Source organism: Gemmatimonadota bacterium, assembly GCA_009835325.1.
GTDB lineage: Bacteria > JAAXHH01 > JAAXHH01 > JAAXHH01 > JAAXHH01 > JAAXHH01.
Genome location: VXWP01000098.1, coordinates 22,273 through 45,454, shown reverse-complemented (window position 1 = coordinate 45,454; position 23,182 = coordinate 22,273). Strand labels below are relative to the sequence as shown.

Here is a 23,182-nt window from a genome sequence, read left to right as displayed (position 1 = left end):
TGCATCGGCTCACCCTCCCTTCCGCATCTTTTCGGCGGCGCTCATTACGGCCTCGAACACGTGGGGATAGGTGCCGCAGCGACAGATGTTGCCGGACAGACCCTCCCGGACCTCTTCCGGCGTCGGGTTGTCGTTGGCGTCCAGCAACGACTTGGAGGACATCAGGAACCCCGGCGTGCAGAATCCGCACATCAGGGCGTCCTTCTCGACAAAGGCTTCCTGGATGGGATGCAGGTTGTCGCCGTCCGCCATGCCTTCTACGGTCTCGATCTTCCGGCCCTGGGCGTCCATGGCCAGCGTCATGCAGCTGAAAACGAGCTTTCCGTCCAACTCCACGGTACAGGCCCCGCATTCGCCCTTGTCGCAGACCACTTTGGGACCGGTGATCTCCAGCCTGTCCCGCAGCGCGTCGGCCAGGGTCGTGCGCGCTTCCACTTCGACGTTGTGTGACTGGCCGTTCACGTCGAGCGATATGGTCGCCGACATGACGCCCTCGGCTTCCTGGGCGGCCGCCGTCCCGGCTTCTGAAACCAGGATGGCCGGCGCTACGGCAGCCGTTACCGCACCTGCACCCGCGCCCTTGAGAAAACCACGGCGCGTGAACCGGGTCCCCGATTTCGTTTCGGAATGGGACGATTCCTCGGGCCTGGCTTCATCTTGTCGATCAGCCATAGGACCTCCTCTTCACGTATTATGCTATCAAATCAAAGCCAGCCGGAACGGACGAAGTGCTGACGACAGCATCCGGCTGGCGAGTAATCACGAGAACCGGAACCGGCAAGACCGGTGTTCTGTGGTAAACGGGTTGGGAACTACCCTACAAATATGGAAGTTGGTCCGGTCGTCGTCAAGACCTTTCACTAATGGTTATACAGGGAACGAAGGCGTTGTCGTCAAACAAAACCGGGTACGCGTTTTCACTTGCGATTTCGGCCTGTGTGCCCTTAGATTCAGGGGGAGTGCGAAGGCAGTGTGGATTTGGAGTGATGTTTGCAAGGCGGTCCGGTCCGAACGGCCGGAACAGGCGCATGACAGCCGGAGAACGGGAATGAAGCGTTACGCATTTGCCGCCATGGCCGGCGCCGCGGTGGGCGCCCTCGTGGGTGCGGAGTTCTACCTCCGCCGGCAGGATCACGCGTACAACAGGGACCGCTGGTTCCACGAGGAATACGACGGCGCCCATCCCTACATCGTGTTTCACAACCGGAGCGGTTGGGAACTGATGCCGGGATACAGCGTGGCCGGCATCCGGATCAACGACTACGGGTTCCGGGGAACGGACTTCACGAGGCGGAAGGATCCCGAAGCCGTCCGGATCATGTGTCTCGGCGACTCCTGCACCTTCGGCGCGCCCGGGGATGATTCGCCCTATCCCTACCAGCTGGAACGGCAGCTGGCCCAGATGGACCTGGAACGCGATCACCAGGTGATCAACGCCGGCGTAGACGACCACGCGTCCATCAACGCCCAGTTGCGCCTTCCCCGGCTCCTGGCTTTCGAGCCGGACATCCTGATCGTCTACATCGGCTGGAACGACATGTGGCTGGGAAACCCGAAGCACTATCCCGACATGCGCAGGAAGACCCAGTCCTTCTGGCACTACGGCAACGGCGGCAACACCGGCCTGAGGCTGCTGGACGAAGCCAAGGAGATCCTGGAACTGAACACGCCGCCGCCCATCGGCTCCTTCGACCTCGAGGACTTCCTGCCGGAGAACTACGAGTACAATATGCGCCACCTCATCCGGACGGCGAAGGACGACCGTATCCGTGTCGTCCTGACGACCCTGCCGACGCTCATATCCGGCAACGGCGCAGAGATGTCCATGCAAAGCCTCGACAAGATGCGGTATCCGTCCTTTCTGGCCCGGGGAGACCTCGACCGCCTCCGGCAACTCTACGATATCTACGATGGCTCGATCCGCCGGCTGGCCATGGAAGAGGATACGGACCTCATCGATCTCAACGCCGCTTTTACCGGGATGGACGGTGAACGCGAACGGTACTTCGCCGATACCTGGCATCCCACCATCGAAGGCAGCGAGGTCATCGCGCGGGCGCTGGCCCAGGGCCTGCGGGACCGCGACATCGTAGGATAGTCCAGACCCTATTGAAGCAGGTATTGAAATACACGGTCTTCCCCACGCCGCTCGGCCCCATGTACGCGGCGGCCAGTGACGCGGGCGTATGCCGTATTACCTCCGGCGTCACAGACGAGGCATTTGCGACGGACATGCTGAACCGCTTCGGCGCGGAGCTCGCCTTCGCCCCGGACGACGGATTGCTTGCCTCGGTCGAAGACCAGATCACGCGGTATTTCGAAGGCAAACTGAAGGATTTCAACCTCCCGGTGAGTTTCCTGCGGGGCACGTCCTTTACCCGGCAGGTCTGGACCGCGCAACAGGCCATTCCATACGGGCAGTGGCGTTCCTACAAGTGGGTGGCCGAGCAGGTTCGAAGGCCCCGGGCCGCCCGGGCGGTGGGCCAGGCCAACAGCAGCAACGACATCGGCATCCTGGTACCCTGCCACCGCGTGATCACCAGCGACGGACGCCTGGGAGGCTACGGCGGCCGGCCGGAGGTCAAGGCGTTTCTGCTCGACCTGGAAGGTACGGACTACAACCGCTGACCGCCTATGCCGCTGGACATTCCCAACCGAGTCTACTTCGCCTACGCCTTCCAGTGCAGATACCGCGAACAGGCGCCCCGGATCAACGGCGTCCTGGACGACTGGGATAACGAATACCTGGTACCCGACCTGGGTTTCCTGGAGAACCGGCCGAAAGCCGCGGACGTCTACATGGCCTGGAACGACGAGGGCCTGTACTTCGCCGTGGACGTGCGCAAGCGAAAGCCGGTCCAGTCCCACTACGGAAGGCACTGGACCGGGGACAGCTTCCAGATCTGGCTGGACACGCGCGACGTGAAGACCGCCAGGCGGGCGGGGAGGTACTGCCACCAGTTCAACTGCCTGCCCACCGGGGGCGGCGACCGCGGGGACCGGCCCGTGGTCAAGCCTTCGCAGGTCGACCGCGCCCGCGAGAAGTGGAACATGCCGGAACCGGAAGCGCTTCCCATCGCGTCCCTGATCACGGATCGTGGTTACACCCTCGAGGTGTGCCTCCCGACCGAAACGCTCAGCGGATACGACCCGGAAGAGTTCCCCCGGCTGGGCTTCACCTATTTCCTCAACAATTCGGAGTACCCCGCCCAGTGGTGGAGCGCCGGGCGGGACCTGCGCGTCCACGTGGACCCCAGTACGTGGGGCACGGCGGTGTTAAGCAGGTAGTTGGGTGCTGTGTTCATGTAGTGCGAAATGCTGGTTGCGTGCGGTTCACATTTTCGTTAACATAGAATATGAGAACTGTCCGTTTTTATCGTACCGAATCAGGTCAGTGTCCCGTTGTTGACTTTCTGGATGCGCTCGACCCTAAACAAGCAGCCAAAGTCACCTGGGTTCTGAGACTTATTGAAGAGTTGAGTTACGTACCTCGTCGGTATTTTCAGAAACTGGTCGATTCAGATGATATCTGGGAAATCCGCGTAGACATTGCACGTGACACATTCCGTCTTCTTTCCTTTTTTGACGGTTCGAATCTCGTAGTTATAGATCACGCATTCGCGAAGAAGACCCGAAAAACACCGAGATCGGACATCCGGCTAGCCGAGAAAAGAAGACAGGATTACTTCATGAGGAAGAGACGATGAGCGACTTGAGCGAGTATGTGGCATATCGCAGGGTCAAGGATGCGGAATTCGCCGAGCGATACGATGAAGGATACCAGGAGTTCAAGATCGGTGTACTACTTCGACAAGCAAGAGAGGATGCCGGCCTTACCCAGGAAGAGGTGGCACGCAGGTTGAAAACCAGGAAATCCGCGATATCTAGGATTGAGAATCATGCGGAAGACATCCGGTTGTCAACGCTCGGAAAATACGCCAAAGCGATCGGTAAAAAGTTGCAGTTTACGGTGGGATAACAGGCTGAAGGCAAGAAAACACGGCAGGAAAACGCAGCATCAACTCGCTGGTTGGTTTTCCGTGGCACCTCCCACCGGCTCGTAATCCAGGTTTGGCGCAAGCCAACGTTCGATGGTTTCGACGGTCATCCGCTTGCGGCTTGCGTAGTCTTCCACCTGGTCGCGTCCGATCTTCCCCACGTTGAAATATCGAGCCTCGGGATGGCCGAAGTAGAGGCCGGCGACGGACGGCGGCGGGTCCATGGCGTAGCTCTCGGTCAGCGAAACGCCGATCCTTTCCTCGGCCTGCAGCAGATCGAAGAGCCGGCGTTTTTCGGTGTGGTCGGGGCAGGCCGGATATCCCGGCGCCGGTCGGATCCCGCGGTATTTCTCCCGAATCAGGTCTTCTCCGGAGAGGTCCTCGTCCCGTCCGTAACCCCAGGCGTGGCGGGCCCTTTGGTGAGTTTGCTCCGCAAACGCTTCGGCCAGCCGGTCGGCGAGCGCCTTGACCATGATGGCGCGGTAGTCGTCGTGATCGGTCTCGTACCGCCTGACCAATGCATCTAGACCGATGCCGGCGGTGACCGCGAAGGCGCCGATGTAGTCCTCCGTGCCCTCGGGACCCACGAAATCGGAGAGCGCGAGGCAGGGCCCGTCTTCCGACCGGGGCCGCTGCTGGCGCAGCATGGGAAAGGTCGCGAGCGCTTCCGACCTCGCGGCGTCATCAAAAAGCACGATTTCGTTTCCGGTAGAATGGGCGGGGAAGAATCCCCACGCAGCCCGGGCCCGCAACAATCCTCCATCCACGATCTCATCAAGCAGATTCCTTGCGTCCACGAAGAGTTTCTGCGCCTCCTCGCCGACCTTTTCGTCCTCCAGGAGTGCGGGATAACGACCCCTCAACTCCCACGCACCGAAGAAGGGCGTCCAGTCGATAAAGGGAACGAGTTCATCCAGCGGATAGTCGTTGTCGATGCGGACCCCGGTGAATTCGGGTACCTCGATGGTCGCTGCTGACCATTCGAGGACGGACCGCCGCGCACTTGCATCGGCGAAGGGTACAAGAGGCGCGCGCGGCGTACGGCTTTCGTAAGTATCCCGGATCTTCCTGTAGTCCTCCCGGACCCGCCCGGCGTAGTCGGATCTCAAATCGTCGCTGAGGAGGCTGCCGACGACTTCCACGGCCCGGGACGCGTCCGTCACGTGCACGGTCGGCCCGTGATAGGCCGGCTCGATCTTGATCGCCGTGTGCCTGCGGCTCGTCGTGGCCCCGCCGATGAGCAGGGGCAGTTCGAAGCCATTGCGTTCGATCTCGCGGGCCACGTGGATCATCTCGTGGAGGGAAGGGGTGATCAGCCCGCTCAGTCCGACGAGGTCGACGCCTTCGTCCACGGCCGTTCCGATGATCTTCTCCGCCGGGACCATGACGCCCAGGTCGATGATGCGGTAGTTGTTGCACCCGAGCACCACGCCCACGATGTTCTTTCCGATGTCGTGCACGTCCCCCTTCACCGTGGCCAGGAGGATGGTCCCCTGGTACTGTCTCTTCCCGCCGTCGCCGTGCTCGGCCTCCATGTGCGGCACCAGGTGGGCTACGGCCTTTTTCATGACCCGCGCGCTCTTGACCACCTGGGGCAGGAACATCTTCCCCTCCTGGAAGAGATCGCCGACGATGGACATCCCGGCCATCAGGGGCCCCTCGATGATGTGCAGCGGACGGTCGTAGCGTTGCAGCGCCTCGTCCATGTCTTCTTCCACGTAGTCGGCGATGCCGCTGACCAGGGCGTGGGAGATGCGTTCTTCCAGGCTGTCGTCGCGCCACTCCTCGTCCCTTCGTATTCGTTCAGCCGCCTCGCCTTTACGCGATGCCGCGAATTCCAGCAGCCGTTCGGTGGCGTCGGGCCGGCGGTTCAGCAGGACGTCTTCCACCATGGCCAGCGTCTCGGGTTCGATGTCCTCGTAGATCGCCAGTTGCCCCGCGTTGACGATGCCCATGTCCAGGCCTGCCTGGATGGCGTGGTACAGGAAGGCGGCGTGCATCGCCTCCCGGATATGGTCGTTGCCGCGAAAGGAGAAGGAGATGTTGCTCACGCCGCCGCTGACCCTGGCCAGGGGATGCCGCTCTTTGAGCCGTCGGACCGCCTCGATGAAGTTCACGGCGTAGTCGTCGTGTTCCTCGATGCCCGTGGCGACGGTGAGGATGTTGGGGTCGAAGATGACATCCGTGGGGTCCATGCCGATCTCTTCGGTGAGGATCCTGTAGGAACGGCTCAGGATCTCCACCTTGCGGTCCGTATCCGTGGCCTGGCCTTCCTCGTCGAAGGCCATCACCACCACGGCGGCCCCGTACCGTTTTGCCATGCGGGCCTGGGTCTTGAATACCTCCTCGCCTTCCTTCAGGCTGATGGAATTGGCGATGCTCTTGCCCTGCGCGCATTTCAATCCCGCTTCGATGACCGGCCAGCTTGAGCTGTCGATCATCACGGGCGTGGCGGCGATGTCGGGTTCGGACGCGATCAGGTTCAAAAAGGTGGTCATGGCCCGTTCGCTGTCGAGCAGGCCCTCATCCATGTTCACGTCGATGATGTTCGCCCCGCCCTCGATCTGCTGCCGGGCCACCCCCAGGGCTTCCTCGTATTTCTCCTGACGGACCAGCCGGGCGAATTTGCGCGAACCCGTCACGTTTGTCCGCTCGCCGATCATGGTGAAGTTGCTGTCGGGCCGGACGGTGAAGGTTTCGAGTCCGCTGTACCGGGACAGGGGTTCGACGGGGTGGGGGACCCGCAGTTTGCCCCGCTGCTTGACGGCCTTCGAGATCGCGGCGATGTGCGCGGGTGTCGTGCCGCAGCATCCGCCGACCATGTTCATCCATCCTTCTTCGGCGAAGTCCCCCAGCACCCTGGCCATGTAGTCCGGGGTGTCGTCGTAGCCGCCCAGTTCGTTCGGAAGCCCCGCGTTCGGATAGCAGGTCACCGGGAGGTTTGCGATGGCCGAAAGCTCCTCGATGTAGGGCCGCAGATCCGTCGCGCCCAGGGCGCAGTTGATCCCCACGCTGTACAGGTCCCCGTGGCGTATGGACGTCCAGCACGCCTCCACGGTCTGGCCCGAGAGCGTTCGGCCGCTGGCGTCGACGATGCAGAACGACGCCATGAGCGGCACCCGGCGCGACCCTTTGTCGAAGAGGGTGTTGATGGCGTACAGCGCGGCCTTCATGTTGAGCGTATCGATCTGGGTCTCGACCAGCAGCAGGTCCACGCCGCCGTCGAGGAGTCCGCGGGCCTGCTCGCCGTAGGCCGCGGCCAGCTCATCGAAAGTCACGGATCGAAATGCCGGATCGCTCACGTCGGAGGCGACGGAAGCCGACCGGGTGGTAGGCCCCATGGTGCCGGCCACGAAACGCGGCCTGGCCGGATCGGCGGCCATGGCGGCCGCGGCAGCCCGTTTCGCGATTTTTGCCGCCGCCACGTTGATATCGTAAACCCGGTCCTGCAGGCCATAGTCGGCCTGCGAAATGGCCGTGGCGTTGAAGGTGTTGGTCTCGATGATGTCGGCGCCGGCGTCCAGGTACTCCCTATGGACCTGTTCGATGAGTTCGGGCCGCGTGATCGACAGCAGGTCGAGGTCGCCGCGCAACGGAACGGGATGGTCTTTAAACGTATCGCCGCGGAAATCGGCCTCGTCGAGTGCATGGCCCTGGAGGACCGACCCCATGGCGCCGTCGAAAATGAGGATGCGTTCGGAAAGCAACCGGTCCAGCAGGAGGTGGGTTTCAGTTGATACGGGGTGGAACTGGCTGAAGATCGCGGTCTCCTTCCAGGGGGATGTACTACGCGGGTGGCCGTAACGCCGCCACGCGCATCTCTGCGTTAAATCTACGGAAGGTCCGGGGGATCGTCAAGGTCGGAGCGCACGTTAAGGTCGGTGAGAGCGCCAACGTCGGCGTGCGTCAAGTTCCGGGGGCGTAAAGGTCCACGCAATTGGTCTTCCCATCCGTGATACGCCGATGTATCATGAAGTAATAACAAGAAATCGACAGGTGTCTACCACGGATCGACAATCCGAGCATTCGACAATCCGGGTTAGGAGTGTTCCAATGTCCGACAGAAAAGAAGCAAGTACCACGACCAGGCCGGGGCTATCGCGGTCCAGGTCGGGGCTCTCGCGCCGGGGATTCCTGAAAGGCGCCCTGGCCGGTGCCGGTGCGATTTCGTTTGGCAGTTATGAGGCCGTGGCCCAGATGGTGGGCGGCCCTTCCGTACGCGGTTGGGGCGTACCCCCGGGCCTGGTGCGCATCGATTCCAACGAGAACGCCCTGGGTCCGTCACCCCGGGCGGTCGAGGCGGTGCTGTCCCTGGTGACCAGCATCAACCGGTATGGCCAGAACCCGGACCTGCTGGGCAAGCTCGCCCGCCGGCACGGCGTCCCCGTGGTGGAGTGGACGGATAGCCCCTTCGCCCCGGTACCTGGCGCGTGGATCGCGGTGGGCGCCGGGTCGTCGGATCTGCTTTTCGCCATCGGCCACGCTTACGTTCGCGAGGGCACGGAGGTCGTGGAAAGCCTGCCGGGTTTCGGTTTCATCACCCGGTTCGCCGGCGTTGCCAACGCGGAACCGGTTCGGGTTCCCTTGCTGGAAGGCATGAAACCCGATCTGGACGGTCTCAGCGCGGCCGTGACCGACCGGACCGCCATGGTCGTCGTGACCACCCCCGGCAATCCCACGGGTCAGTTGACCCCCATGTCTCAGTTAAGACCCTTTGTCGAGTCGATTCCTGAGCGTGTCCTGGTCCTCGTCGATGAAGCCTATATCGAATTCGCCGAGAACGAGGCAGACCGCGAAGGCGCGGCATCGCTGGTCGCGGATCATCCGAACGTGATCGTGACGCGCACCTTTTCCAAGGTCTTCGGCATGGCCGGCATGCGGGTGGGATATGCAGTCGCCCAACCGGATGTGATCGAGCGGATCGGCCGCCACCGGGCCAACACACTCACCCTGCTGTCCACCCACGCCGCGTCGGCGGCCCTCGACGATACGAGTCACCTGGGTCGGTCACAGGAACTGGTGAGCCGGGGGAAACGCTATTTCTACGAGCAGTTGGACGCCATGGGCATCGAATACGCGCCGAGCGAGTCGAGTTTCGTGATGATGAACATGAAGACGGACGTGGACGAACTCGTCCGCCGGCTGCGCGAGGAACACAGTGTCCTGGTGGGCAACGCGAGGGCGCGCTGGAATATCGAAGGCTGGATCCGCGTCACCGCCGGCCTGCCCGAGGAGAACGAGGCCTTTATCGCGGCGCTGAAGAAGGTGCTGGTGAGCAGTTAGAGTAATCCCCCCTCACTCCCCATGTACCGCGTCCGCCGGGTTGGCCGAGGCCGCCTTGAACGCCTGGTATCCCACTGTCAGCCAGGAGATAATCAGCGCGACCAGACCGGCCAATACGAAAACGCCGATACCCAGTTCGACCCGGTAAGGGAAGTCCTCGAGCCACGCTCCCATGGCGAGGTATCCCACGGGTGCGCCGATCACGAAGGCCAGCAGGACCAGTTTCGTAAAGTCCGCGGACAATAACACGATCACGTTCGATATCGTCGCGCCGAGCACTTTTCGGATCCCGATCTCCCGGGTCCGCTGTTCGGCCATGTAGGACGAAAGGCCCAGGAGCCCCAAGCAGGCGATCAGCATGGAAAGCGCGGCGCCGGCGATGAAGACGCTGCCCAGCCGTTGTTCGGCGGAGTACAGTTGCTCGAGGTTCGTGTCGAGAAACGAGATCTCCATGGCCGGGTGGTTCGGATAGGTCTGCCGCCACTGGTCCTGCAGGATCTCCATGCCCCGCCGCGGGTCCTCCCCCCGCATCCGGATGACCATGTACGGCCCGGGCGCGTTGAACAGGATCATGAGGGGTTCAATGGGTTGGCGCAGCGAGTGCTGGTGGAAGTCCCTCATGACGCCGATCACCCTGTGCGACGAGGCGGTTTCCGGCGATCCCGCGAACCGGAAGGTCTTGTCGATCGGCTCTTCCCAACCCAGGGCGCGCACGGCGGTCTCGTTGATCAGGCAGGCCGATGAATCGGTGGCGAAGGCGGTGTCGAACAAACGTCCGGCGGCCAGCTCGAATGCCATGGTTTCCGCGAAGTCGAAGTCCCCCCAGATCGTCTGGAACACCGGGCTCTGGTCGGGCGGCAATCCCTCGGGCGTCAACAGGTTCAGGCTGGTCTGCGCGCCGGGTACGCTGCTCGAAGTACTCACCTTCAGGATCTCGGGATACTGCAGCACCGCGTTCTTGTAGGCCCCATATCCCCTGAGGGCCGCTTCATCCGGCATGCGGACGACGGCCAGGTGCTCGCTTTCGAATCCCAGCCGCTTGTTCTGCATGAATTCCAGCTGGCTGAGGACCACGGCCGTGCCCACCATCATGAGGATCGAGACGCTGAACTGGAAGGTGATCAGCACCTTCCTGAGTACTGAATGGGAGGCGCCGGTCTTCAGCGCGCCGGTCAGCACGGCCACCGGCCTGAAGGAGGAGAGCAGGAAGGCGGGATATCCTCCGGCGGCGAAACCGACGAAAAGCGTGATGATCGCCAGGGCTGGAACCAGCCAGGCCGAACCGTAGTTCATGACCAGGTCCTTGCCGGACAATAGGTTGAACTGCGGCAGCAGCAGGTGCACCAGTGCGAGGGCAATGACCAGTGCGAGCAGCGCGAGCAGTACCGATTCTCCGATGAACTGCCGGATCAGCTGGATACGCTGCGCGCCCAGGACCTTCCGAATCCCGACCTCCTGCGCCCTGCGGGCGGAGCGGGCGGTGGACAGGTTCATGAAATTTACACAGGCGATGACGAGAATGAAGACGGCCAGGGACGTGAAGATATAGACGTAACGGATGTCGCTGTTGGGCCGCAACTCGGCTTCGATGTTGGAATGCAGATAAATCTCCGTGAGCGGCTGCAGGTAGGGATTGGCTACGATGCCGGCGGATTGGAGCACTTCGCCGAGGTACTTGTCCAGGAACGGGCGGAACCTGGATTCCATTTCCTCGCGCGTGGCGCCTTCCCGGAGCAGCAGGTAGGTATACAGGTCGTGGTTGAACCCGCCGTTCTGAATGTCGTCCGGATCGCTGTAGTACAGTTGATTCGGCGCCAGTGTGGAGAAGGAGGCCAGGAAATCGAAATGGAAGTGGGAGGTCCGCGGCATGTCCCGCATGATGCCCGTTACGGTGAACTCGTAGAGATCGTCCCCCGTGATCACCTTCCCGATCGGGTTCTCGTCTCCGAAGTACTTGGTGGCCATGGACTCGGACAGCACCACGGTATGCGGTTCGACCAGGGCGGTCGCGGGGTTACCCTGTACGAGCGGGATGGTGAAGATGTCGAAGACCGACGAGTCCGCGAAAATGAAGTACCGCTCGTAGAACCGGTTCTCCTCATACCGGATGAGCCAGCGGGAGCCCGGCGGCTTGATCCGGGTGTACAGCTCGATTTCCGGATAGTCCCGCGCAAGGACCGGCGCCCAGGACGGGGGCGTGACGGCCGCTTCGATCGGCCGGTCCGTTATCACAGCGGATTCCGCGATGCGGTAGATCCGATCCTTTTTCTCATGATGCTGGTCGTAGGCGAGTTCGTCCTGCACGTAGAGCAGGATCAGCACACAGCTTGCCATGCCGATGGCCAGCCCGAGGACATTGATGGCCGAATAACCCTTGTGCCTGAGCAGGTTTCTAACCGCGATGGTCAGGTAGTTTCGGATCATGGTGCCGTTTCACTCCGCGTGCACCGCTTCCGCCGGGTTGGCCGTGGCAGCCTTAAACGATTGATATCCCACCGTCAGCCAGGCGACCGACAGCGCCGCGACGCCCGCGAAAAGGAACACCCCCAGACCTGGCTCGATACGGTATGGGAAGTCTTCCAGCCACGAGTGCATGGCGTAGTATCCCGCCGGCGCTCCGAGCACGAATGCCAACAGGATCAGCCAGGTAAAGTCCCTCGACAACAGCAGGATCACGTTCGATATCGTAGCGCCGAGGACCTTCCGTACGCCGATCTCCCGGGTCCGTTGCTCCGCCATGAAGGACGAAAGCCCCAGCAGTCCCAGGCAGGCGATCAGGATCGAAAGCACCGCACCGGCGATGAAAACGGAACCCAGTCGCTGTTCGGCCTGGTATAGTTGCTTAAGATCGTCATCGAGAAACGAGTAATCCATGGCGGGATGGCTTGGATACGACTTCCGCCACTGATCCTGGAGTGTTTCTAGTCCACGTGATCCGTCAGCGCCCTGTACTCTGACGACCATAAAAGGAGCGGGGTCCGCATCCAGACGCACCATGAGCGGCGTTATGGGTTGGTGCAGTGACTGGACGTGGAAATCCGCCATGACGCCGATGACGCTCAGGGGCGGGTCATCATCCTCGCCGGTTAACCTGAAGGTCCTGCCGATCGGGTCTTCCCATCCCAGGGTCCGGACGGCCGCCTCGTTGATCAGGCAGGCGTTGGCGTCCGAGCCGAATGCCCGGGAGAACGTGCGTCCCGACGCCATCTCGATGCCGAGTGTTTCTATGTAGCCGAAGTCCGCCTGGACCATCTGGTACACCGGACTTTCATCCTCCTGCACCCCTTCCGGCGTAACCAGGTTGAGGCTCGTCTGGCCCCCGGGTATGCTGTTCGCCGTACTCACGTTCCGGATTTCAGGATACTGCATCAAGGCGTCCCTGTAGGCGGGATAGCCATTAAGGGCTTCCTCATCCGGCAGGCGAACGACGACCAGGTCGTCTTCATCGAAGCCCAGGGGCTTGTTCTGCATGTATTCCAGCTGATCGAGGACTACGAGCGTGCCAATGATCATGAGGATGGAAATACCGAACTGGAAGGTGATCAGGACTTTCCTGAGGAGCGAATGAGACGCCCCCGCCTTGAGCGCGCCGGTCAGGACGGCCACCGGCCTGAAGGAGGACAGGATGAAGGCGGGATATCCGCCCGCGATGATCCCCGTCACCAGGGCAATGCCCGCCAGGGTCGGCACCAGCCACGTGGACTGGTATTCCATCGCCAGCGTCTTGCCGGACAACAGGTTGAACTGCGGCAGGAGCATGTGAACCAGGCCCAGTGCGATGAACAGGGCGATCAGGGAGACCAGGATCGACTCGCCCGTAAACTGTTTGATCAGTTGATTCCGATAGGCGCCGAGCACTTTCCGCATGCCGACTTCCTGCGCTCTGCGGGCGGAACGGGCGGTGGACAGGTTCACGAAATTCACGCAGGCGATCAGCAGGACGAAGACGGCCAGGCAGGTAAAGATATACACGTACCGGATACTGCTGTTCGCCCTGATTTCGGCTTCCATGTTGGAATGGAGGTGGATATCCGTGATGGGCTGCAGGAAGGGCCGGGCCTCGATGCCCACGGACGTGAGCAGTTCGCCAAGGTACTTGTCCAGGAATCCGGGAAATTCCCGCTCCAGGTCTTCGGGTGCGTTTCCTTCCCGTAGAAGTAAATAGGTAAACAGGTCGTGGCTGAAGCCCTGGTCCTGCATCGTGGACGGTTCACTGTAGAGTCCGTGCGGCGCCAGGGAGGCATAGGAGGCCAGAAAGTCGAAATGAAAATGAGTGTTCTTCGGCATGTCCCGCATGACGCCGGTAACCGTGAACTCATAGAGGTCATCGCCCGTAATGACCTCGCCGATCGGGTTCTCGTCCCCGAAGTACTTGTCGGCCATGGATTCCGACAGCACCACGGTATGGGGGTCGGCCAGGACCGTCTTCGCATCGCCCTGAACCAGGGGGAAGGTGAAAATGTCGAAGAACGATGAATCCACGAAGGCGAAATACCGCTCGTAAAACCGCTTTTCTTTGTACCGAATCAGCCACCGGGAGGCCGGAGGCTTGATCCGGGTATACGCCTCGATGACAGGATAGTCTTTTGCCAGCACCGGGGCCCAGGGCGGGGGCGTAACTGCGGCTTCGATGGACCTTCCCGCTACCGTCGCGGATTCCGCCACGCGGTATATCCGGTCTTTCTTCTCGTGATACTGGTCGTAGCTGAGTTCGTCCTGCACGTAGAGCAGGATCAGCACGCAGCAGGCAATGCCGATGGCCAGCCCGAGGACGTTGATCGCCGAATAGCCCTTGTGCCTGAGCAGGTTTCGCAATGAGGTGGTGAGGTAGTTCTTGAACATTGAGGGGGAACCGTTTCGAGGTGGTTTTGTCCCGAAAGGGTTGGAAAATGAACGCTGGATGAGCCCGTTTTATACGGAATCCTCTTTAAATGGATTCCTCAAGGTTTGTTTCTATTCCGTAATCTGTGGCTGATAATTTTATAGGTAAACCAGATGGGCAGTGCTAAGAATAACGCAATGAAAATCAGGATTAACTCGGTCATTCCAAATGTGCTCATCATGTACTCCTTGTATTAACGGCGGGATTATCCCGGTATGGGATTGCTGCAATTGGATTGATGTTAAGACCCGCCAAATTTGCCGGTTGTTTCAAGAACGGGCACATTGCTTACAGTATAGTCGGAAAAGGATCGTCAGGAAAGGGCAGCCGGGAAACTTGCCAGAAGGATCCTGCCTCGGGGTTGGCGCCGGTCCCTTACCAAAGCACCCCGAACAGCAAGCCCGACGCGATGGCCAGGTAACCCAGGGCCAGCACCCCGGGCCGGCGGAACAGCGGCAAGCCACCTGGCGGCGGCTTGAAGGGATAGGCCCCCCGAACCGGCATCTCGGCCAGGGTCTTCTGCAGCCAGGTGCCTTCGAGGGCTTTCAGCCGGTGGGCCATGCGATTGCGCACCGAGGGGATGTCGTTCTCCCGCGCGTAGACGAGTCCTTCCAGGGCCTCGTCGGACATGGGACCGCTCCGAAGCGTGATCAGCGCCGAAGCGACCAGCATGCCGCCGGCGGGCAGCACGATGTTCCACAGGTAGGTCCACCAGGTGTTGGTGTACCAGACCGGCAGTCCCCATTCCAGGCTTTCGCCCAAAATGGCCGTCACGCCGTAGGCCAGCCCGACGAGCAGGCCCACGATGCCGGTCGAGCGGTGGACGCGGGTGAAGACGCCCATGAGGATGACCGTCATGAGCGGCACGGCGATGGCGCCGGCCAGGCGGAGGTAGAAGGCCAGCATGCCCTCCTGGATGAAGGGCACGTAGGCGAATCCCAGGGCCATGATGAAGGGGGCCGTGATTCGGCCCACGCGGGTATAGTGGGCGTCCGACGCGCGTTTCACGATGAACCGGGCGTAGATGTCGCGGACGAAGAGGCTCGATATGCCGATGCCGATGGAGTCGAAGGTGGAATACCCGCCCGCGATGAGCCCCGCCACGACGATCCCGATGAGCCCGTGGGGCAGGTAGGCCTGGATCATCAGGGGATAGGCCTGGTCGATGGTTTCCAGCGCGGGGAAATCCGCCCGGGCCATGGGGCCCATGGTGATGTTGAACCAGAGACACACGGCCGTGGCCGTGCTGGCCACCACCGCGGCCATCTTGAAATCCCATTCCGACCGGGCGCCCAGGAACCGGATCGCCTCGTACTGGTTGATGACGGCGTACATGGTCAGCACGACGATGAAGCTGAGGATGACCACGGCCGCGGGGACGCCGGGCGGCGCATAACCGCCCACGTGGAGCATCACGTCGGGCAGTCCGGGTTCCACGGCGGCCAGGCGCTCGTTCAGCCCCGACCATCCGCCGCCCCGGACCCAGACTACGATCCAGAGCACGAAGGATCCGATGATCATGGCCACACCCTGGACGGCGTCGGTAAACACCCCTGCCTGCAGGCCGCCGCGGACCACGTAGAGGGTCGCGGACGCGGCCACCGCTACCACGACGAACCAGCTGGCGGTCGTGGAGAACCCGGCGAGGACGCTCAGCACCAGGTACATGGAGAAGAAGATGTTGGCGAGGACGTTGGTGCGGGACTGGATGTTGATGAGGACCGCCATGATGCGGACGGACGGCCCGAAGCGGAACTCGAGCCACTCGGCGTTGGTGAATACGCCAGACCGGTACATGGGCAGGATGACGAAAAAGGCAAGCACGAACCAGCCGATGGCGATCCCGAGCCACCACTGCGACAGCTGGGAAAGGCCGAACTGGTACGAGCCGCCGGCGATGGCCACGTAGTCGCCGCTGTCCACGGCGGTGCCGAAGGCGGACAGGCCGATGGCCCACCAGGGCATGGACTTGGCCGCCAGGTACCAGTCGAAGCTTTCGCCCTTCTCCCGGAACGCCAGCAGGCCGTACAGGACGATGCCGCCGTTGACAAGAAAGACGATGGTCCAGTCTAGAAAGGACATGGGTTAAGGACGCGTGGGGCGAGGGTTGCGCATTTACTCCCGCGGAAGATGGTAGCCGTCCTTCATCACGGGGATCCGGTAGAGCCCGGTACCCGCGGTGATGTACAGGATCTTGCTGTTCTCGCCCCGTCCGAAACCCACGTTGGTGGGCAGCACGCCGGTGGGGATGAAGGCCTTTTCGGTCCCGTCCGGCGCGCGGATGGCGATGCCCGGCCGGGTCACGTCGCGCTCGGACACGTACAGGTTGCCTTCGACGTCGACGACCAGGCCGTCGGGTCCGTCCTCGGGCAGGTAATCCACGAGGACGCTCCGGAAGGTGGCGGATCCGTCCTCGTGCAGGTCGTAGGCCAGCAGGGCCATGCGTCCCTTATGCACGGGGATGTCCAGGGTGATCTTGCCGAGGTCGATGGAACCGTTGTCGTTGCTGACCACGTATAGGGTCTGCTGGTCGGGAGAGACCACCACGCCGTTCGGCTTGCCCGCGTCGGTGATGATCCGGTGGATCGAGCCGTCCGTGTCGATGCGGTACACGGCCATCACGGGCTGTTCCACCGATTCGCCGCCGATGTACTTGGGATCGCTGAAGTAGACCCGGCCCCGCTCGTCGATGGCCACGTCATTCGGGGCGTTGAACGGCCGCCCTTCGTACTCGTGGGCGATTATATATGCCTTCCCCGTCTCCATATCCGTCCTTGTCACCCGCCGTCCGCCCTGGTCGGCGCCTTCCGCGGCGATGAGCCGGTCCTGGGCGTCGAATTTGAGGCCGTTGGACATCCCGCTCGGCGAACGATAAATAGTGGTCTCGCCCGTTTTCGGGTCATAGCGCCAAATGTGCCCGGCCTGTATGCCATCCGTACCTGCGGACGTGGTGAAGGTGATGTCGCTGAAGTAGATCATCCCGTCCGGACCCTCGGCGGGACTCTCCGTCAGGGCCAGGCCTTCATTGAACACCATCTCCAGGCGGGCGTCGGGCGAGATGAATTCCGGATCGCCGAAGGGCGGATCGACTTCCTGGGCGTGGAGGGGTGAGGCGAGCAACAGGCCGATCAGTGGGAATGTGTTACGCAAAGACATGGTACGGTCTCCTTGGTCAGTTTACGTCATCATCCATCACATGTTCCGCCAACCGCTATCTCGGGATAGCGCTCTGAAGGTTAAATTGTAGGTCGTGGTTGGATCAGTTTTCTGCGGATCGCAAGCGCATCATGGCAATCCTGCCACAGTATTTTCACCGGAGCCCGGACCGTCAAGTGTTTTGAGCGGGCCTGACCGGTTCTTTCTTGACGCTTCCCCGCAGTTTCCATACCGTGTTTGCAAGTACTTATCACACTTTCCCCAGCGAAGAACCAGCCTTGCTGAGCATCCAAAGAGGAGCAACTCATGTCCGTATCGAGACGGGAGTTCATGGGCGTCGTGTCCACGGCCGCCCTCGCCGGCGCCGCCGGACTCGCATGCAGCGACGAATCGAACCAGGCCCCGGCGGATGTCAGCGCCGCGCCGCCCACCGGCGACGATCCCCTGGGCGTTCGCGCGGACTTTCCGGTCGCCAGCGATAACCTTTACCTGAATACGCCCTACATCGGTCCGTCGCCCCAGCCCGCGGTGGACAAGACCATCGAGTTCCTCGCGGCCAAGTCCCGCGATCCCGTCAGTTTGCGCGCCATGCTCGATGAAGAGGAAGCCGTGCGGGAAAAGTTCTCGCGCCTTATCCGGGCACAGTTGGGCGAGATCGGGCTGGTGTCCTCCACCAGCGAGGGCGAGAACATCGTGGTCAACTCCCTGGACCTGAAGGCCGGCGACAACGTGGTGATCGACGATCTTCACTACATGACGTCGTTTGTGATGTACAGCCAGCTGGCCGAGACCCTGGGCATCGAAACGCGCATCGTCCGGAACGTGGACGGTGTGGCTTCGCCCGATTCCTTCGCCGAGATGGTGGACGAGAACACGAAGCTGGTTTCCGTGGCCTGGATCTCCAACCGGAACGGCTATCGCCACGATCTGAAGACCCTGGCGGACGTGGCCCATGCTAGCGGCGCCTACCTGTACGCGGATGCCGTCCAGGGGGTCGGCATGGTCGATCTCGACGTCGGACCGACCGGGGTCGATTTCCTCACCACGGGGTCGTACAAGTGGCTACTCGGCGGCTTCGGCGTGGCGCCGTTCTACGTGCGGGAATCGGTGATGGACGTGGTGAAGCCCGACCGCCTGGGTTGGAGAATGGTGGACGAAAGGCTCCCCGACTACCAGTACACGATTTACACCGATGCCAGGAAGTTCGGATACGCCACCCCGGCCTTCGCCGCGATCTACCAGCTTTCCGGGTCGCTGGATTACCTGCTGAACGTGGGCACCGACCGGATCGAGCAGCACACGGTCGCCCTGGCGCACCGCCTGCACGCCGGATTGACCGAGCAGGGGTTCGAGGTCTTTACTCCGCCCGGCAACCAGTCCGCCATCGTTTCCTTCAACCACGGCGCCGACCAGGAGGTGATTGAAAAGCAGCTCAACGACACGGGGGTCTGGTTGTCCTTCCGGGAGAACAACGCCCAGATCCGCGTGGGTCCCGCCATGTTCAACAACGAGCAGGATATCGACGCCTTTCTGGACATCACGAAGGGCTGGAGGGAGACCGCCAGCTAGCCGCGGATTCTGCCCATGCGCCACCGTACCACGATCGTTTCCGTGACAAACCCACTGTAGAGGGCGGCCACGCCGCGGATCGCCCCGTGCAGGTCGAAGAGCGCGAGTACGTTCACGACGATGACGATCGCGCCGGCCCGGGCGGGGCCGCTGGGTGCGATGGCGCCCGTCCGGTGGTCCCGCAGCGCGATCCCGTGGAGGTAGGACCGGATCGTGACGGCAAGCGGAAAGAAGGAGAAGATGATCAGCGGCACGGTGCAGCGCACGGCGAAATCGTGATCCACGCCGATCAGCGTCTCCAGCAGGAAAAACCTCACCGGGGTCCAGAACATCAGGACCATCGTCCCAAAGGAAATCAGACCGCAGATGGCCGTGAACCGTCGGATGATCCGGCCCTCCGGGTCCTGCCGCTGAAAGGCGGGCGGCAGGTTCTTGAGTTCGTTCAGCCACCCGTAGGGCAGATGCGCAAGGGCGTACACGATGGTGAGCACGGCCAGGGATTCCGTGCCGTCCGCGCCCCGGGCGACGAAGAGGTTGATGATGGGCCGGCTCAGGGCCTGAATGCCGATCGTTACGGCCAGGGGCCAGTAGAACCGCAATACGTAGGCGGCGGTCAGCAGGTGCTGTCTCCGGGTGACCGGTTCGCCGGCCGCATCCTGCCCGGCCGCTCGTCCCCCTTCGATTTCCTCGCTTACGATTTCCCCGCTCGACCGCTTCAGTGTCCGCCGGACGAATCGCCGGTAGCCGTAGATGATCACGGACAGTTCCGTCAGGACGCCGAAGTAGGTCGCGGCCACCGGCAGCAGGATGGGATCGGCCTGGACGGTCGGCGTAGGGAGGAACAGGAACACGGACACCACGCTCATGCTGATGCCCGCCATCATGGCATAACTGATGATGTCGGTCCGTCTCACCCGCAACAGCAGACCCGACAGGAACCTTGTGATGCCCACGATCAGCGGTATGGGCAGCAGGAGTCCGAGCGCGCTGCGCACCGTGCCGCCCAGGACCGGGTCCACGGCATGAAGCTCGTCGATCACCCATAGTCCCACCGGTGTAAACGCCAGACATGCAAGGATGAGGAAGTGGACGCCGCCGAAACCGGCGACGCATCGAAACACGGTGTGGAAGGTCGCCCGGTCCCGGACGAGGACCATGGACATCTGCCGGGTTTGGGATACGGTGCCGGTCAGGAAAGACGTCAGCCCCCAGGCGATACCGTACGCGGCCAGGGTTTCGGTGGGCCGGGGTACACGGGCGATGCCGCCGTTGATGACCTGGATGCCCAGTTCGTAGATCAGTTCGGTGATGACAAGAGGGAGGAGGAACCAGAAAAGGGTCCGGTACATGGTAGGAGAGTATAGCCGGGCGGGAGAATCAAGTCAAAAACTCCCGTTCTAGTTGGCCCCCCTTCCACTGCATTGGTTTTTCATTGTGTGGGTAGGTACCCGCGGGTTATTTTTGTCCGATTGTTTCTGTTAAAAGTATATCTGGATATGAGGGTAACTGGCCCGGAACTCCCCATGTCCGCAGTTTAATTGACATCTCACTTGGAGCATACCCTGGATATGATCCCCCGCGATCACTGGCTCATCGGATCCAAGGGCGTATACCACGGCACCATCGGTGGATCCTGGACGCGCATTGGTGCCCAGGAGTACGGCATCTCCAGCCTTATCCGGGAACCGGGCCGCCTGGTGGCGGGCGCGAGCTGGGGCAGCGGACTCTGGGAGTGGCCGAACGACTCGGATCAGGTCGACCGCTGGAAGCAGCTTCACGACGAGACGCTTACCGAGATCATGGCCATCGCATCGATTGAAGGATCGCCGGGTGTGATTGCTGGATCCCCCTACGGCATCGCCACGGGTCGCTACGACGACCTCGGGGCGGTCCGCTGGACGCATCACTCGGACGCACTTCGCGTCAATGAGCGTTTCACCAATGCCATTCTCGTGCATCCGGAAGAACCCACGACGTGGTTGATCGGCACCGAAGGCGGCGTCCTGATCGCGGACGACTCGGGAGCGGCGTGGCGGCGGACCAGTATCTCGGGTACCGCAGTACGCGCGCTGGCGTGTATCCATGGGCAGTTCTGGGCGGGTACCGACGACCGGGGGATCTGGCGCAGCGAGGATGGTGAGCGCTGGGATTCGGCGGGCCATACGGCGGACGGCGGCGCGGTCTTCGAATTGATGCGGGCCGGCGACGATATCGTTGCCGCCACGGAACACGGCGTGGCCATCGGCGATGGGTCGGGCCACTGGGTTCGAAGGGGACCTCGCCACCTGTGCGCGGCCGTACGATGCCATCCCGGTTCGATGTCGACGTGGCTGGCCGGCGCCACACCGGGCGGGCTGTGGTACACGGATGATGGCGGCCACACGTGGCATCAGATTCCGGGTTTCGTAAACGTTCGCGCGATCATTGCACCTGAAGCGTAGTCAAACCGAAGTAAAAAACATGGACCAGGCAACTTACAACAAACAGGTCGACGAGCGGGCCGACCGGGTCGTCCGGCAGTGGTCGAAACGGGACGGCGGCGGCCTATGGGACCTGAACGCGCACCTTGCGATGGGCATGGATGACGCGAAGGTCGTCGACATCGTGCGGAACGCGCTCTCGGACCAGACGGATGGATGGGGAGGCCGTCCCGCCGGCGGTCCGTTCCACGTGTATCCCTGCGGCGCGCTCATCGCCCGGTGGCCCGACCGACTGCCGGAGGAAGCCCTGGGTATCATCCGGGATTTCATGATGGACGGCGTCCTCGAGCGCGGCAACACGGAGAACCACTGGCTGATGTTCTACGTGGGCAACCTGCTGGCGGCGGAACGGTGGCCGGACGCGAAATGCATGTGGAACGGCCTGTCTGCGGAAGCCAACCGCGCCGAGGCCATGCGCTGGATCCTGGGGATGATCGAACGCACCGCCGTCAACGGCCACCACGAATACGACTCCCCGCAGTACCATGTGGAGCACATGGTCCCGATGATCACGCTCGCGGATCACGCGGCCGACCCCCACCTGCGCCGCCAGGTCGAGCAGGTCCTCTCGTTGTACGTGGCGGACATGGCGCTGGAGTACTACTACGGTGCATGGGCGGGTGGACACAGCCGTGAAGGATACCGGGAGAACACCTGGAGGAAATCCGGCGCGATCTCCGCGCTGCAGTATCTGTACTTCGGCGACGAGGCGTTCGAACCGAAGCATCACGTCCATGGCTTCTGCATCCCGCCGGCCACAGCCGCTTACCGGCCCCCAGCTCTCTTCGCGGAGATGGCTGTGGACCGGTCCACAGCCCACGTCGTCAAGAAGACCAAGGCGCCCCGGACGATCTACCGCCGTGTGGAGCACGAGGCGCGGCAGGTCCGAAAGTACACGTATATGAGCCCGTCCTTCGCCCTCGGATCGTCGCAGCTGGGCCTGCCGGGCCCCGGGGCCGGCCCCATCGACCTGATTTCATGGGACCTGACGTGGCGAGGAGAGAATCAGCAGGCCAAGATCTGCTGCAATCACCCCTATCGGAGCCCGGAACGGTTCAGCGCCTTCCTCGTGGGCTATCCGCAGCAGATCAGACGGCAGATCGGATCCGACAAGCCCTATCTACAGTGGCCCGATCGGCTTTTCGGCGCGTCGCCCTACGAGCGAATGATGCAGCACGAGGGCACCGTCATCGTCCTTTACAAGATCCCGCCGGACGACGAGGCCCCCTTCATCAACCTGTTTCTGCCCCGGTCTATCGGCTGGGTGGAGCGCGACGGCTGGATCATGGGAGATACCGGCGCCGGCGCCTATGTCGCTCTCTATCCGATCGGACCCTACGGGTGGTCGGAAATCCGGGAGGAAGGGGCCATGCGCCACCTGGCGGCGAATCCCGACCAGATCGACGGCTGGCTCCTCAGGATCCCGGACCTGCATGGCGGACTGGTGCTTGAAGCCAGGGAGGCGGACAACGAGCAATCGTTTGAAGCGTTCTGCGCGCGCCGGGCCGCTTTACCACCCGACCTGTCCGGATGGCCGGGGAGCGACCGCGTCGCCGTCGAGACGCTGGACGGAAACCGGATGGAAATGTACTTCGATGGCCAGCATAGGGTAGACGGCGAGGCCATCGACTACGATGCCTACCCGCTGTACGAGGCACCCGGGGTGGACGCCCCTGCCGGAACGGGCAAGATGACGTTTCGCAAGGGGGACCAGGAAGTCAGGCTGGACTTCGGGGTCGACGCCTCGAAACCCCTTCTGCCCATACGGGTGATCGGCTAGGCCGGGATCGACGTCCAGGTCGAAGGTACGACGG

General features: G+C 62.3%; 16 protein-coding genes. 9 read left to right on the top strand and 7 right to left on the bottom strand.

Going from position 1 to position 23,182, the window contains the following annotated elements:
• Positions 1–9: 9 nt before the first annotated feature.
• On the bottom strand, positions 10–672 hold the full coding sequence (locus F4Z81_13885; GenBank protein ID MXW06137.1) for a (2Fe-2S)-binding protein: 663 nt from the start codon (positions 670–672) through the stop codon (positions 10–12).
• 376 nt (positions 673–1,048) lie between these two features.
• Between F4Z81_13885 and F4Z81_13880 the strand changes: the two genes are divergently transcribed.
• The 5 genes from F4Z81_13880 (at position 1,049) to F4Z81_13860 (ending at position 3,979) form a co-directional block, all read left to right on the top strand.
• Positions 1,049–2,098 carry a hypothetical protein gene (locus tag F4Z81_13880; GenBank protein ID MXW06136.1) on the top strand — a complete coding sequence of 350 codons (1,050 nt, stop codon included), beginning with the start codon at positions 1,049–1,051 and terminating at the stop codon, positions 2,096–2,098.
• Between the two features lie 11 nt (positions 2,099–2,109).
• Positions 2,110–2,628, top strand: a complete 519-nt coding sequence (locus F4Z81_13875; protein MXW06135.1) for a methylated-DNA--[protein]-cysteine S-methyltransferase — start codon at positions 2,110–2,112, stop codon at positions 2,626–2,628.
• Between the two features lie 6 nt (positions 2,629–2,634).
• Positions 2,635–3,288: a hypothetical protein gene (locus F4Z81_13870; GenBank protein ID MXW06134.1), complete on the top strand. Its 654-nt coding sequence runs from the start codon at positions 2,635–2,637 to the stop codon at positions 3,286–3,288.
• A gap of 68 nt (positions 3,289–3,356) precedes the next feature.
• Complete coding sequence (locus F4Z81_13865; GenBank protein MXW06133.1) at positions 3,357–3,707, top strand: type II toxin-antitoxin system RelE/ParE family toxin; 351 nt, start codon at positions 3,357–3,359, stop codon at positions 3,705–3,707.
• Positions 3,704–3,979 carry a helix-turn-helix transcriptional regulator gene (locus tag F4Z81_13860; protein MXW06132.1) on the top strand — a complete coding sequence of 92 codons (276 nt, stop codon included), beginning with the start codon at positions 3,704–3,706 and terminating at the stop codon, positions 3,977–3,979. Before F4Z81_13865 ends, F4Z81_13860 begins: the two co-directional genes overlap by 4 nt.
• 39 nt (positions 3,980–4,018) lie before the next feature.
• On the opposite strand, the gene metH is transcribed toward F4Z81_13860, so the two are convergent.
• A complete protein-coding gene (metH, locus tag F4Z81_13855) occupies positions 4,019–7,759 on the bottom strand; it encodes a methionine synthase (protein MXW06131.1) in 3,741 nt (1,246 codons plus the stop codon).
• A gap of 202 nt (positions 7,760–7,961) precedes the next feature.
• On the opposite strand from metH, the gene F4Z81_13850 reads away from it, so the two are divergent.
• Positions 7,962–9,281 (top strand): aminotransferase class I/II-fold pyridoxal phosphate-dependent enzyme, encoded by a 1,320-nt coding sequence (locus F4Z81_13850; GenBank protein MXW06130.1) that lies wholly within the window; start codon positions 7,962–7,964, stop codon positions 9,279–9,281.
• A gap of 12 nt (positions 9,282–9,293) precedes the next feature.
• Here F4Z81_13850 and F4Z81_13845 read toward each other — a convergent pair whose 3' ends face one another.
• The 4 genes from F4Z81_13845 to F4Z81_13830 form a co-directional block, all read right to left on the bottom strand.
• Positions 9,294–11,705, bottom strand: coding sequence for an FtsX-like permease family protein (locus F4Z81_13845; GenBank protein ID MXW06129.1), 2,412 nt, complete (start codon positions 11,703–11,705; stop codon positions 9,294–9,296).
• 9 nt (positions 11,706–11,714) lie between these two features.
• A complete protein-coding gene (locus F4Z81_13840) occupies positions 11,715–14,123 on the bottom strand; it encodes an FtsX-like permease family protein (protein MXW06128.1) in 2,409 nt (802 codons plus the stop codon).
• Between the two features lie 415 nt (positions 14,124–14,538).
• Positions 14,539–16,245 (bottom strand): hypothetical protein, encoded by a 1,707-nt coding sequence (locus tag F4Z81_13835; protein ID MXW06127.1) that lies wholly within the window; start codon positions 16,243–16,245, stop codon positions 14,539–14,541.
• A gap of 33 nt (positions 16,246–16,278) precedes the next feature.
• A complete protein-coding gene (locus F4Z81_13830) occupies positions 16,279–17,319 on the bottom strand; it encodes an SMP-30/gluconolactonase/LRE family protein (protein MXW06126.1) in 1,041 nt (346 codons plus the stop codon).
• Positions 17,320–17,625: 306 nt separating this feature from the next.
• Between F4Z81_13830 and F4Z81_13825 the strand changes: the two genes are divergently transcribed.
• Positions 17,626–18,888: an aminotransferase class V-fold PLP-dependent enzyme gene (locus F4Z81_13825; GenBank protein ID MXW06125.1), complete on the top strand. Its 1,263-nt coding sequence runs from the start codon at positions 17,626–17,628 to the stop codon at positions 18,886–18,888.
• On the opposite strand, the gene F4Z81_13820 is transcribed toward F4Z81_13825, so the two are convergent.
• Positions 18,885–20,237, bottom strand: coding sequence for a hypothetical protein (locus F4Z81_13820; GenBank protein MXW06124.1), 1,353 nt, complete (start codon positions 20,235–20,237; stop codon positions 18,885–18,887). The two genes, F4Z81_13825 and F4Z81_13820, sit on opposite strands and share 4 nt — an antisense overlap.
• Before the next feature lie 219 nt (positions 20,238–20,456).
• Here F4Z81_13820 and F4Z81_13815 point away from each other — a divergent pair, with 219 nt between their 5' ends.
• Complete coding sequence (locus F4Z81_13815) at positions 20,457–21,329, top strand: hypothetical protein (protein ID MXW06123.1); 873 nt, start codon at positions 20,457–20,459, stop codon at positions 21,327–21,329.
• Positions 21,330–21,348: 19 nt separating this feature from the next.
• A complete protein-coding gene (locus F4Z81_13810) occupies positions 21,349–23,148 on the top strand; it encodes a hypothetical protein (GenBank protein ID MXW06122.1) in 1,800 nt (599 codons plus the stop codon).
• Positions 23,149–23,182 lie beyond the last annotated feature (34 nt).

Coding starts and splice junctions, on each gene's coding strand:
- F4Z81_13860 (MXW06132.1), top strand. CDS start 3,704: ATGAGCGACTTGAGCGAGTATGTGGCATATCGCAGGGTCAAGGATGCG.
- F4Z81_13840 (MXW06128.1), bottom strand. CDS start 14,123: ATGTTCAAGAACTACCTCACCACCTCATTGCGAAACCTGCTCAGGCAC.
- F4Z81_13820 (MXW06124.1), bottom strand. CDS start 20,237: ATGTACCGGACCCTTTTCTGGTTCCTCCTCCCTCTTGTCATCACCGAA.
- F4Z81_13810 (MXW06122.1), top strand. CDS start 21,349: ATGGACCAGGCAACTTACAACAAACAGGTCGACGAGCGGGCCGACCGG.
- F4Z81_13885 (MXW06137.1), bottom strand. CDS start 672: ATGGCTGATCGACAAGATGAAGCCAGGCCCGAGGAATCGTCCCATTCC.
- F4Z81_13880 (MXW06136.1), top strand. CDS start 1,049: ATGAAGCGTTACGCATTTGCCGCCATGGCCGGCGCCGCGGTGGGCGCC.
- F4Z81_13850 (MXW06130.1), top strand. CDS start 7,962: ATGTATCATGAAGTAATAACAAGAAATCGACAGGTGTCTACCACGGAT.
- F4Z81_13835 (MXW06127.1), bottom strand. CDS start 16,245: ATGTCCTTTCTAGACTGGACCATCGTCTTTCTTGTCAACGGCGGCATC.
- F4Z81_13830 (MXW06126.1), bottom strand. CDS start 17,319: ATGTCTTTGCGTAACACATTCCCACTGATCGGCCTGTTGCTCGCCTCA.
- F4Z81_13825 (MXW06125.1), top strand. CDS start 17,626: ATGTCCGTATCGAGACGGGAGTTCATGGGCGTCGTGTCCACGGCCGCC.
- F4Z81_13815 (MXW06123.1), top strand. CDS start 20,457: ATGATCCCCCGCGATCACTGGCTCATCGGATCCAAGGGCGTATACCAC.
- F4Z81_13845 (MXW06129.1), bottom strand. CDS start 11,705: ATGATCCGAAACTACCTGACCATCGCGGTTAGAAACCTGCTCAGGCAC.
- F4Z81_13865 (MXW06133.1), top strand. CDS start 3,357: ATGAGAACTGTCCGTTTTTATCGTACCGAATCAGGTCAGTGTCCCGTT.
- F4Z81_13870 (MXW06134.1), top strand. CDS start 2,635: ATGCCGCTGGACATTCCCAACCGAGTCTACTTCGCCTACGCCTTCCAG.